This is a genomic window from Gelidibacter gilvus (assembly GCF_004115975.1).
Classification (GTDB): domain Bacteria; phylum Bacteroidota; class Bacteroidia; order Flavobacteriales; family Flavobacteriaceae; genus Gelidibacter; species Gelidibacter gilvus.
On record NZ_SDDZ01000005.1, the window covers coordinates 95,875 to 109,124 of the forward strand.

Genomic DNA, 13,250 nt, shown 5'->3' on the forward strand with positions numbered 1-13,250 from the left:
GTGATTAAAAATCTCCTCATATTTTCACATAAAAACCGCCCCTTGGTAGTAGGTCTCAGCTTGCTCATCATGGCTATCGGGTATTATAGTTTCACAGAGCTCAAAATTGAAGCCTATCCGGATATTGCCGACACCAACGTGATTGTGGTGGCGCAATACCAAGGTCGTGCTGCCGAAGAAGTGGAGCAGCAAGTCACCATTCCTTTAGAAAGGGTTTTGCAAGACGTACCTAATGTTATTGACCGAAGAAGCCGAACTATTTTTGGACTTTCAGTGATACAACTGACGTTTAAGGACGATACGGACGATTATTTTGCCCGTCAGCAAGTAATGGAACGTTTGGCAAGCGCCGAATTACCTGAAGGCGTGATCTCTGAATTGGCGCCGCTATCCACCGCCGTGGGTGAGATTTTTAGATATGTGGTAGAAGCACCGCCAAGCTATTCGCCTACGGAGTTAAGGGATTTACAAGATTGGGTCATTGAACCTTATTTACTTCAAACCAATGGCGTTGCCGACATTACCACTTTTGGAGGTCCGCTAAAACAGTTCCATATTCTTATTGATCCTGATAAACTTCGCAAATACGATCTGTCGTTTTCTGACATTGAAGATGCCGTGGTTGCCAACAATCTCAACACCGGAGGAAACATCATGGAACGTGGCGGTCAGGGTTTTGCCGTGCGCGGTTTGGGTGCCATCAAAAACGAAAAAGACATTGAAAATATCGTCTTAAAAGCGGTTATAGGCGTTCCGATATTTATCCGTGATGTGGCGAGTGTAGAAATTGCACCGCCACCACCGAGTGGCGTTTTAGGATATTCGGTACCTGATGAAAATATCGAGGTCAATAACGGTGTAGAAGGTATTATTTTACTTCGGAAATTTGAAAACCCGAGTGAAGTTCTGGTAGAACTTAAACAGCGCATTGCCGACTTACAAGCCAACGAACTTCCGCAAGATGTGACCATCCGAACGCTTTATGATCGCGGGTTTTTAATTGACCATTCTTTAAATACTGTGGGATGGACCTTGTTTGAAGGCGTGAGTATTGTGGTCATCATCCTAATTTTCTTTTTAGGGAGTGTCCGAAGTGCTTTGGTAGTAGCTTTGACCATTCCGTTTTCGATGTTATTCGCGTTTATTATCATGCGATTTACAGGCATTCCAGCCAACCTCCTCTCGTTGGGCGCCATTGATTTCGGAATTATTGTGGATGGCGCCGTGGTCATGACGGAACATCTCATTCGGAAATATCGCACCTCAACCCCAGAAGAACGCAAAAGTGGCATTGTTAGAATTACCCTATTGTCTGCCCAAGAAGTTGGTCGTGAAATCTTTTTCTCAGTAACGATTATCATTTTGGCTTATCTACCTATTTTGTTGATGACACGTGTAGAAGGTAAACTGTTTTCACCAATGGCATTAACGCTATCGTTTGCCGTTTTGGGATCCATGTTGGCGGCACTGACTTTTATTCCAGTAGTCATTTCGTATGTGTATAGCAAAACCATGTCGCAACCCGACAAGAAATTCAAAGAACCTAAAAACTTTATTTTGACGTTTTTAGAGAAACAGTATGTCAAGGTTTTGAACGTCTTTACAACCCATTACAAAAAAACCGTGGTGATTGGATTCGCCATCGTACTTATTTTAATTTCTTTTGGAACGAAATTAGGTTCGGAATTTTTACCGGAATTAGATGAAGGGTCGATTTTCTTACAAGCCAACTTCCCAGCAGGAATCACCATTACTGAAAATGCGAAATACGCGCCTAAAATAAGAGAGGTGATTTCCAAATTCCCGCAAGTGTCTTATGTCATTACTCAAACCGGACGTAACGATGATGGCACGGATCCGTTTCCTGCCAATAGAAACGAGATTTTAGTCGGATTAAAGGATTATTCTACGTGGAGTGATACCCTTTCAAAAAAACAATTGGTGCACAAAATGCGCAGCGATCTGGAGCATGAATTCCCAGGAGTTGCCTTTGCTTCCGGTCAACCTATTATTGACCAAGTGATGGAAATTGTAACGGGCAGTGCCGCCGATTTAGCCGTCTCCATAGTTGGTGATGATTTGATTATGATGCGTGAAAAAGCCGAACTTATTTCGGGCATCATGCAGGAAATGGAGGGCAGTGAAGGTGTCGATATTGAACAAGAGAATGTTCAAGACCAATTAACCATCAACATCAATCGAGAGCAGGCAGCACGTTATGGGATTAATGTTGCGGATATTCAAGATATGATTGAAGCCGCAATTGGTGGTAAAGAAATCTCAGTTTTGTATGACGGTGCCAAACGCTATGATATTGTGGTGCGCTACCTCCCGGAATTTAGAGAAAATATCAATGACCTAAAAACCCTGCTGATTCCTTCGGCTACCGGTGCACTGGTGCCTATGGATCAATTGGCAGATATTGGTTACGTGGAAGGACAAACGAATATTTACCGACTTAACAACAAGCGTATGGTGACGGTACGTGCCAATATCCAAGGCAGGGATCAAGGCGGTTATGTGCGGGAATTACAGGATAAAATTGATGCACAAATAGAAATCCCGAAAGGTTATGAAATTGTTTATGGCGGACAATATGAAAACTTGGAACGTGCAGGAAAGCAGTTGGCGTTGACAATTCCGGTGACCTTAGTTCTGGTGATTGCCTTCCTATTTATGTTGTACAGAAACTTCAAACATACTTTAATTACCGCCAGTAGTATTCTTTTTGCCTTGGGTGGAGGTGTGATCGCTTTGTTGCTTAGAGGCTATTATTTTAACGTCTCTGCGGGGGTTGGCTTTGTTTCTATTTTGGGGATTTCTGTGATGGCAGCCGTATTATTGGTCTCCGCATTGAACAGAGCTTCCGCAAATAAACCGCTGAGCAAAACCATGATTACGGCAACCTCAAAAGAGCAATTGCGAGCGGTATTAACCATTCTTGTTTTGGCTATCTTCGGATTGGTGCCTGCAGCCACTTCAAGCGGGATCGGTTCGGATGTTCAAAGACCTTTGGCAACTGTTATTATCGGCGGATTGACGAGTACGTTACTGTTTGCGCCACTTTTAATTCCGCCATTGTATTGGTGGGTGAATAAGCCGAAGGAAAATGACGATGAAGTTGAACTTGAAAATGAAATTGAAGCGTAATAATTTTAAAGACCTTTCAGATTTTAGAAACCTGAAAGGTCTTACTCGCGAATTCTACGGATTCGAGATTCCAATTTTTAAAATGGTTTTGGTTGATTTCGTTAGGTGAAAGCGCTGTTATTCTGAAGTATTGTTGGTGAAAAACCCCAACAAGAGCATGATGTTTTAAACCTAATTCAATTTTTGACCTTGTTTTATTCGGAGTAGTTCTTAATTTTACCAAAACACGTCCACTACCCATTTACAAATCAATTATGAGAATATCAATATGCACCTTGCTTTTAATCTGCGGATTAACTCCTTTTTTAAATGCGCAATCGGAAACACTTGAGCAACTCCTTTAAGAATTGCCTGATGTTATTTTTACAAAAATTGAAACTCCCGATAATTACGAAGCGGCTTATGAACTAAAAATCAAACAACCTTTAGACCATAAAAATCCTTCCAAAGGCCATTTTTATCAAAGAGCTTATCTGTCCCATAAAGATTTTAAGCTACCCACAGTGATGATCACGGAAGGTTACACTGCTAATAGTAACAGAGTTGACGAGTTGACTCATTACATTGATGCCAATCAAATTAGAATTGAGCATCGCTATTTTGGAAAAAGCAATCCTGCCGAAATCGATTATCAATATCTGACCTTAGAGCAAGTTGCTGCCGATTTACATCATATCAACACCTTATTCCGAAATTTATATCCCACCAAATGGGTATCAACAGGGCGTAGCAAAGGCGGTGCCACGACCTTATTTTATCGCTATTTTTATCCTGAAGATGTTGATGTTAGTGTAAATTATGTGGGACCGATCAATACGTCGTTTGAAGAGCAACGTGTTTATAAGTTCTTAGATACTGTAGGAACCGCAGAATGTCGCAAGAAAATTGAAAAATTCCAAAGACACGTTTTAGAAAACAAAGATGAGATTCTACCGCTCATGAAAGCATACAGCGTAGGTGCTAAAGCGAGCTTTACCTATCAAAACATTGAAAAAGCCTTCGAGTTTTCAGTTATGGAATATCCATTTTCATTTTGGCAATACGGCTCAGACTGTAACTCAATTCCTGATGAAACCGCTTCTTCCTATGATTCATTTTTATACTTAACCCAAGTGTCGGATATCACGTTTTTTAGTGATCAGACAATGACGGATTATGCATCCCACTATTATCAATCAGCCAACGAATTTGGCTATTACGGTTATGATACCAGTAAATTCAAAGGTCTTTTGGACGAGTTGCCTACGGACAAAAATCCGCATGCCGCTTTTACACCTAATCATATGAAAGTGCCATTTAACGCTAAATCTTTGAAAGTTATAAATACTTGGCTTCCAAAGCATGGTAATAAAATTATTCACATTTATGGAACTTTAGATACTTGGTCTGCCTCTGCTGTTCCACCATCTGATCAAGTCGATGCGTTATGGTTTTTTATGAAAGGAAAGCACCATGGCAATGCAAATATCACTGAGATGACACCAAGTGAGAGAGAAAAGCTAAAAAGAGCTTTAGAACGTTGGCTTTCAATTAAAATAGGAAGTTAAAATTCTTTATCTAAAAGTGAATTTGGTGTTTATTTCGTGCCAATAAAGTTTATTTAGGCAGCAGTGGTAATAAATGCAAGAAAACGGGAGCTATAAAGATTCAGCAAAAAAACATGAAATGTCAAAACCTATAATAGCGGCACATGAACTCTAAATTAAAAAAGGTTGAAAGCACTCCTGAAAAAAGTGTGGCACTCACAAAAAGCGTAGCAAGAATCACGATTTTTCTTTGTGAACGGAAATTCACATAATTGAGCACTAATTGAAAAATCAGGGCGATAAATTGGGCAGCCAACAACCGCTGGGCACAACCAATATAAGGTTCTTTGAAGTACAAAAAATAAGTCGCTAACATTATAATTACATAGAGTGCGGTGATTACAAACACCACTGTTTTCGGAAACCTAAATCTGTGAGGATTTGTCATGATAGATGGCTTTACTTCAAAGATAGCTAAATGGGAAACACGCATTACTTATTAAATAGTCCGAAAACGTAAAAACTTGTAAGAATTTACAAAAAAACCATAATATTTCCTTAGTTTGAATTCAAATATCAAATAAAATGAAGATCCTGTACATTCACGGCCTCAACGGTAGTTTGGTCCCCGAAAAACGAGAAGTTTTAGAACGCTATGGCTCAGTTGAAGCGCCATCCATAGATTATGAAAACAATCCAGACAGCATTTTATGGCTGAACGACCAATATAAAGACGCCAAAATAGATGTAGTCATGGGCAGCAGCATGGGCGGATTCGCGGGATATCATCTATCTAAGCTACTTCAATTACCAGCGCTGGTATTCAATCCTGCGTTGGCTGAGAGAAGCGTCGTTCAAAATCTCCCTGACACCCCGGAAACCAATAACAGCCACATCCATATCGTTTTAGGCTCGAAGGATCCAGTGGTCAATCCTATAGATACACTACACTTTTTGGGCGATTTATTATTGCAAGAACAGGATTATAATATCAGGATCAGACATGATTTGGAACATCGCATTCCTTTGGATGTTTTTGAGGAAGAGGTGGTGAGGTTTATGGGAGGCTTGTAAAAAAGTTTTTAACTTTAACAAGTTATCCTATTGCTAAAATAACGTTCACAAACCTTCTGAATCTTCAGTTTTTCCGACTATAACGCCTATGCTCTTTATATTTGCACAAAACTCAATGTCTTAAATGCTCAAAAAATCACCAATAGACACATTTGTCATCGCTATCGTCATTAGCATCGTCATTGCTTATTTCTTCCCTCAACTTGGGGCTTCGGATAGTCCCGTGCCGATGAATTTTATCAGCAGCCTGGGCATCTCTTTTATCTTCTTTTTCTACGGTTTGAGCCTAAGCTCAGAAGCGATTAGAAACGGACTTAAAAACTGGAAACTCCATGTCTCCGTGCAGGCCTCAACTTTTGTGTTATTTCCATTGCTAATTTTGCCATTTTTCCCTTTGGTGAAAGACACCTCTTATGAATTGCTTTGGTTGGCCTTCTTATTTATGGCGGCCTTACCCTCTACCGTATCTTCCTCGGTGGTGATGGTCTCTATGGCCAAAGGAAACTTACCTGGTGCCATCTTTAATGCCAGTATCTCTGGGATTATAGGTATTATCCTGACGCCTCTTTGGATGTTGCCCTTTGTGAAACAATCGGATGTTGCTTTCGACTTTTCTGCAATTTATTTCCAACTGATCACCGAGATTGTCATTCCATTAATACTAGGATTATTACTCAGACGATTTCTCGGTGCATGGGCATTAAAAAACAAAAAGACGCTTAACAAGTTTGACAAGTTCATTATTTTACTCATCATTTATAAAAGTTTCGTGAAGTCTTTTGAAGATGAGATTTTCAGCAGTGTCAGCCTTCTTGAAATGGCAGCAATGGTAGTTCTGGTCCTGATTTTATTTTTCTTGGTCTATTCTCTAACGGGCTGGATTGGGAAGCTATTAAAATTCAATCATGCCGACCAAATCACCAATCAGTTTTGTGGCACCAAAAAATCGCTGGTCCATGGTACAGTTTTTTCAGAAGCTTTATTTGGACAAACGAGTATTGTGGGCATTATGTTATTGCCGTTGATGTTTTATCATGCCCTTCAGATTTTGATTATTAGTGTGATTGCGACGAATAAGGGGAGGGAACAAATGGAACGTGAGGCTAAGTTGTGAGTTCAGTGTGAAAGAAGCAGAATACACAGTGCACGTTTCAATATTCAAGATTCAGAATATATAAATTTCCTTTATATTTTAAGATTCCTAAAAGACGGATATATTAATTACCTTAGAGAACACTTAAAAAATCATCTTATGAATTTGACAAAAATTGTTGGTGCCATCTTAATCCTTATCAGTATAGGTTTTGGATATATTGGTTTTAATAAAGTTGCAGATAATACCGCTGAAGTAAAATTTTTAGGAATAAAGATTGACGCTTCAAACGAATCTGGAAGACAACAAGGCTTTATCTATTTAGGATTGGCTGTTGCTCTTTTTGCGGGAGGTATTTACAGTCTCAATAAAGGTAAAAAATAACCTATCGCTTAAAATAGAAAAAAGGTCGTCTTGACTTGACGACCTCTTTTTTATTTTTTCCTAGAAACTCTTATTATTTCTTAGCCATCAATACCGTATCAATAATATAAATAATCCCGTTTGAAGCTGGTACATTACCTAAAATAACCTGTGCTTTCTTACCAGAACCATCTTTGATAACAAATTGATCTCCACTCATCGAGGCCGTCAAATCCTCACCTTTTACAGTTTTAAATGTATAAGATCCGTTGGCACCTTTAATAGCTGCTGCAAATTTATCTGAAGTAATTACTCCTGGAACAACATGATAAGTCAACACATTGGCCAACATCTCTTTATTCTCTGGTAGCATTAATTCGTCACGCTTTTTTTGTGGCAGTTTCTCAAAGGCCTGATTTGATGGTGCAAAAACAGTGTATTCACCCGGCTCAGACAACATGGCTGATAAATCTGCAGCTTGCAAGGCACCCGCCAAAGTTGACAAATCTTTGTTCATCATGGCTTGTCCAGCAATACTGTTGGCTCGCGCTTCTTCTTTAATTTTAGCTTCTTTCGCTTCTTTGGCTTCCATTTCCATTTTAGCGTTCTCTGCAGCCTCCATTTCCACGCGTTCGGTTTCAATTTTCAATTGTTCTTCTTTCTTTTTGCCATCTTCACAAGACGACATAAAAACGAATGCTGTCAAGGCAGCGGCAAACAATATACTCGATTTTTTAATAATCATAATTCAATTATTTATTGGTTTATGTTTATATATACGTTCGAAATGAGCTTATGTAGTATATTTAATACAACTTTAACATAAAACCTTCCAAATGAGCAAAACTTGTTAATTTTACCCAATATTAAGTTTTGAGTTATTAATAATCGCTTTAAGCGACGTATTACAAGGTCTAATATGATAAATTTGTAACCCTAGAGCAGACTCATTGGAAGAGAGCAACAGCGATAAAAAAAAGCCTACAAAGAAAAAATATAGGATCCTCAGAATATTCGGAAGAATAATTCTAGGCGTTCTCGTGTTTTTAATTCTCTTAGTATTATTTATTAGAAGTCCTTGGGGACAAGGCATTATCGTTGACAAAGCCACATCTTACGTCTCCAATAAAACAAACACCAAAGTTGAAATTGAACGCCTGTTCCTCACCTTTGATGGCAACCTTCAAATTGACGGTTTGTTTTTGGAAGATACTAAAGGCGATACTTTGGTCTATTCAAAATCCTTGGAAGCCAACGTGCCTCTTTGGGCCATGATTCGTGGCGAAGGCATTGGCGTAGATGCATTAGATTGGAAAGGTCTTCGCGCGAATATCATCCGTAAAGATTCTATTGAAGGTTATAATTTTCAATTTCTGATTGATGCATTTGCTACCGAAAATACAGCACCGGTAGCTACAGATACCACCGCCACAGCTCTGAATATTGTTATAGGAAAACTCAATTTCAGGGATTTTGATATTGTTTTTGACGATGCCGTTGCTGGAATTGACAGCCGATTCAAAATCGGGAGGCTCAATGCCACTATGAAAACCACCGATTTGGAGCATATGATATTTGAAGCCTCGGAACTTAAATTAGCTGACGCTCGCATCAAATTCATCCAGACGCCGGTGCCGATTATTCCTGAAGAGGATCCCGCACCCTTGCCTTCCTTATCGGTAGAGAACTTAACATTGTCAAATGTATATGCCGATTACCAATCTTATGGCGATCGTATTGCAGCAGAAGTTGACATCGAAGAATTGTTCGCTAAAATCCCAAAGGTGGATTTGGCCAACAGCGATTTTGAAGTAGATACCTTTCGTCTAAAAAACTCCGCCATCGTACTACGTACTGAGACCGAAACCAACGTCGTTACCCAAAAAGTGGTCGAAGTTACTCAAGACATCAAAAAGGATATTCAGGCTTTTGAATGGCCAGAATTAAGACTAGCCGTAGGTTCTATTGATTTAGAAAATAATAAATTCAGTTATTTTGTCGCTTCCGCCGAAGCCAAAACAGGTAGTTTCAATCCGAATGCCATTGTTCTGGAAGCGTTGAATCTTCAAGCCAATACCATTAATTTAAAAGATAAGAAAGCCGAACTTCATCTTGAGAACTCCACGTTCAATGAGATTTCAGGATTCAATTTAAAAGAATTGAGCCTGAAATTTAGCGCTGATGACAATAATTTAGAGGTTTCCAATTTAAGGACTGCACTCAATAATAACAGCTTACAAGCCAATTTGCGTCTCGATTATCCTAAATTATCGGCACTGATTGAATCTCCTGAAAAATCTAAGATTGCTATCGATATTCCTACATTTCGAATTTCGTTAAAGGATGTTTTCCTCATTCAACCGGAACTGAAAAAGAACCCATATCTGAATACTCTAAGTCAACATTTATTGACCGGAAACACCAAAGCAAATGGCTTTATGTCTGATATCAACATCAGCCGTTTGAATGCCAATTGGGCACATACGCACATTTCGGCAAACGGAAAAATTAAAAACATCACAGATCCTAACAACATTCAATTTAACATTCCAAACTTTTCAGCCATTTCAACCCGTTCCGATATTGTACAATTTGTGGATGAAAAAGAGTTGGGTGTAAGTTTGCCTGATGAGGTCAAATTAGTAGGAAATATTAAAGGAAATCCTAAAGATATTTACGCAAATGCAACGTTGACCACCACACAAGGTATCGCATCTTTAGATGGCCACTTTAAAAACGGAACCACTTTAGAATTTGATGCAGACCTTTCCATCGAAGACTATAAACTGAACGAATTGCTCCAAAACGAACAATTGGGCAGCTTAAGTCTTTTAGTAAAAGCCAATGGAAAAGGAAAAAACATCAATGATCTCGACGCCCATGTGGAAGCAATCGTATCCAGTTTTAAATACAATAATTATGATATCAACGACTTAAAACTTATTGGAGATATCAAAAATGGTCGCGGAAAAGTAACTTCAAAATATAAGGACTATAACCTTGACATGGACTTATACGCCACTGTGGTATTGGATTCTGTGTCGCCTGAAGCCAACGTAGAATTGAATATTATTGGTGCTGACCTAAAAGCTTTAGGCATCATGCAACGTGAGATCAAAACGGGCATGAAAATTTATGCCGATTTCAAAGGTAATGCCATCAATTATGATGTTGCAGCCATTGTAGACCAAGGCGTTGTAGTGTACGACAACAAAACCTATTTGCTGGGCGACCTGAATGCCCTTGCCCACGTGAGAAAAGACACAACTTCAGTGTCTATTAAAAATAAATTGGTGGATGTTTTACTGCAATCCAACACAGATCCCGAAACCTTCAGCAAATCCATAAGACGTCATGTGTTAAGTTATTTCTACCATGATGAAGAAGTTCCTGACAGCATTACCAATCCCGTCAATTTGAAATTGCGAGGAAAGATTATTGAGGCGCCTATTTTAAACGACGTCTTTTTAGTGAATGTAAAAAAGCTGGATACCGTCAAATTTGACGTTGACTATGTAGAAAAAGAGCGGCAATTAACCGCTAGGATTACAGCGCCAGATATCAATTATAGTGGGAATGAGTTGGACAGTCTCGTGTTTTCAATGGATACGGATCGAGACAAATTTATTTTTGACCTAGGATTCAACAGGATTAAAGCTGGTCCACTCAACATCCAGAAAACAAGAATTAGTGGCGATCAAACCAATAGGGAAATGGCTTTGGCGTTCACTGCTTATCATAAAGAGGATATATTAACCCAGATTACCAGTAAGATCACAGGTGATAGAAAACTCTTGCGTTTTCATGTCAATCCGGAAGATCTGATTTTAAACAAGACCCCTTGGAATACTCCTGAGAATAACGAAATTCTGATCAGCAACAAAAAAATGGAATTTAATGAGTTTGTTTTCAGTCATGAGAACCAATCATTTGAGATTACTGACGACCTTCCGTCGGTTTCCAAGACCCATATCGCCGTTGATTTCAAGAATTTTAAATTGAGTGAATTCCTAAACTATCTAAATCCTGATGAGGAATTGGCAACGGGTAACCTAAACGGCGATTTTGTATTGGTGGAACCCTTTTCAAACACTGGCATTATTGCCAATTTGGACATTTCGGAATTGAGTTTTATGCAAGTAGATATGGGCAATCTAAGTCTTGATGCCAAATCTCTTGGAAGCGACAGTTATGACTTTAATGTGGTGATGAACGGCGGTGAGATTGACTTGGATCTAAAAGGTGATTATGTTGCATTTCCAGGTGGCGCCAACATCGATTTGGATTTGAATATCAATCAATTTAACATGAAAGGGTTGACCGGATTGTCCCAAGGCGCAATCACAGAAACCGATGGAAGTTTCTCTGGAAAATTCAAATTGAGCGGCACCTCGGTCAAACCCAAATATGAAGGCAGTTTGACTTTCAATGACGCCGATTTCAAGATTAAGGCTTTCAATTCAGCATTCACACTTGCCAAGGAAACATTAAAGATCAATAACGACGCACTTTCTTTAGACAATTTCACTATTAGGGATGAAAATGAAAACACTTTGGTGGCTTCCGGTAAAATTGGAACAGAATCTTTTATCAATCCTACCTTTGATTTACAGATCATCGCAGATAATTTTCAAGTACTCAACGCCACCAAAGAAGACAACAATTTTATTTACGGAAAAGTCACTTTTGATGCCGATGCAAAAATCACAGGCGATTTACAGATTCCGATAATCGATCTAAAAGCCACGGTCGGCTCAGATACCGATATGACTTATGTATTGCCATCCGCAACTGTAAATGTTGAGCAACGTGATGGTGTGGTAGTTTTTGTAAATCGTGAGAACCCGGATGCCATCCTGACCAGAACGGAAGAAAAAACAGCCACCATTACTGGACTCGACCTGAACGCTTTGTTGAAAATTGGAAAAGATGCCGCGGTCACTATCGTTATTGATGAGTCCACTGGAGATAATTTTAAAGTGTCCGGAGAGGGAGATTTAAACTTTACCATGAAACCAAACGGAAACATCACGCTTTCTGGTCTTTATGAAGTTCAGAGCGGTCATTATGAATTGAATCTATATAATCTTGTTAACCGCAAATTTAATATTGTTCCAGGAAGTCGTGTCACTTGGTCTGGCGACCCGTTTGATGCCAAACTGGACGTGAGCGCGCTCTATGAGGTCAAAACCTCAGCAGCGGCCTTGATGGCACCAACAACGTCTAACTTGGATGCTTCTGCTAAAGGTAAATTCCGTCAGGTACTTCCTTTTTATGTGTACCTTAATATTGACGGCCAATTGATGGAACCTAAAATAGACTTCAACCTCGACATGCCTAAAGATGAGCAGGGCGCTATTGGCGGACAGGTATATGGACGCGTGCAGCAACTCAACCAACAGGAAGATGAGTTGAACAGACAGGTGTTTTCATTATTGGTATTGAACCGCTTCTATCCTGATCCGGGCAGTGATGGTAGTACTGGTGGTATGGCGTCCATTGCACGAGATAATTTAAATGATGCTGTTTCTGATCAACTCAATATGTTCTCTGATAAGTTATTGGGCAATTCTGGTTTTGAACTTAATTTTGGTATCGATAGTTTTACAGATTATCAGGGCAGTACACCTACCGATCGTACACAACTGGACATTGCAGCCCAGAAAAAAATGTTCAACGACCGATTGATCGTGAGCGTTGGTAGCGAAGTGGACGTGGAAGGCGGTAGCCCTACTGGTGAAGAAACGCCAATTATTGGCAATGTCACCATTGAATATATCTTAACGGAAAATGGCCGTTATAGATTGAAAGGCTTCCATAGAAATGAGTTTGAAAATGTCATTGATGGACAAGTTATTGTAAGCGGCATAGCAATAATATTCACCCAAGAATTCAATAGATTTACGGAGCTTTGGGATGCTTTGGTAAAGTCATCCACAAAAGCAGAAAAAGAAGAAAAAGCCAAATTAAAGGCCGCTAAGGAAGCTCAAGATGCCAAAGAAGAAACTGTTGATGAAAGTATCGAAAAGAAGAAAAATTAAAAA

At 39.4% G+C, this 13,250-nt stretch carries 7 protein-coding genes; 6 read left to right on the forward strand and 1 reads right to left on the reverse strand.

Annotated elements, in window-relative coordinates; genetic code table 11:
• The 5 genes from ESZ48_RS10360 (at window position 1) to ESZ48_RS10380 (ending at window position 7,227) form a co-directional block, all read left to right on the forward strand.
• Window positions 1–3,150 carry an efflux RND transporter permease subunit gene (locus ESZ48_RS10360; protein WP_129017368.1) on the forward strand — a complete coding sequence of 1,050 codons (3,150 nt, stop codon included), beginning with the start codon at window positions 1–3 and terminating at the stop codon, window positions 3,148–3,150.
• A gap of 347 nt (window positions 3,151–3,497) precedes the next feature.
• Entirely contained in the window at window positions 3,498–4,697 is a 1,200-nt protein-coding gene (locus ESZ48_RS10365) for a S28 family serine protease (protein WP_129017370.1), read from the forward strand.
• Window positions 4,698–5,261: 564 nt separating this feature from the next.
• Complete coding sequence (locus tag ESZ48_RS10370) at window positions 5,262–5,750, forward strand: YqiA/YcfP family alpha/beta fold hydrolase (protein ID WP_129017372.1); 489 nt, start codon at window positions 5,262–5,264, stop codon at window positions 5,748–5,750.
• 124 nt (window positions 5,751–5,874) lie between these two features.
• A complete protein-coding gene (locus ESZ48_RS10375; protein WP_129017373.1) occupies window positions 5,875–6,864 on the forward strand; it encodes a bile acid:sodium symporter family protein in 990 nt (329 codons plus the stop codon).
• Window positions 6,865–7,002: 138 nt separating this feature from the next.
• Window positions 7,003–7,227, forward strand: coding sequence for a hypothetical protein (locus ESZ48_RS10380; RefSeq protein ID WP_129017375.1), 225 nt, complete (start codon window positions 7,003–7,005; stop codon window positions 7,225–7,227).
• Window positions 7,228–7,300: 73 nt separating this feature from the next.
• On the opposite strand, the gene ESZ48_RS10385 is transcribed toward ESZ48_RS10380, so the two are convergent.
• Window positions 7,301–7,951: a fasciclin domain-containing protein gene (locus ESZ48_RS10385; protein WP_129017377.1), complete on the reverse strand. Its 651-nt coding sequence runs from the start codon at window positions 7,949–7,951 to the stop codon at window positions 7,301–7,303.
• Window positions 7,952–8,246: 295 nt separating this feature from the next.
• On the opposite strand from ESZ48_RS10385, the gene ESZ48_RS10390 reads away from it, so the two are divergent.
• Window positions 8,247–13,247: a translocation/assembly module TamB domain-containing protein gene (locus tag ESZ48_RS10390; RefSeq protein ID WP_223266418.1), complete on the forward strand. Its 5,001-nt coding sequence runs from the start codon at window positions 8,247–8,249 to the stop codon at window positions 13,245–13,247.
• The last annotated feature ends 3 nt before the right edge of the window (window positions 13,248–13,250 follow it).

What these genes read in the sequence shown, in the direction of transcription:
- ESZ48_RS10380 (WP_129017375.1), top strand. Translation starts at nt 7,003, where the DNA reads ATGAATTTGACAAAAATTGTTGGTGCCATCTTAATCCTTATCAGTATA.
- ESZ48_RS10370 (WP_129017372.1), top strand. Translation starts at nt 5,262, where the DNA reads ATGAAGATCCTGTACATTCACGGCCTCAACGGTAGTTTGGTCCCCGAA.
- ESZ48_RS10375 (WP_129017373.1), top strand. Translation starts at nt 5,875, where the DNA reads ATGCTCAAAAAATCACCAATAGACACATTTGTCATCGCTATCGTCATT.
- ESZ48_RS10385 (WP_129017377.1), bottom strand. Translation starts at nt 7,951, where the DNA reads ATGATTATTAAAAAATCGAGTATATTGTTTGCCGCTGCCTTGACAGCA.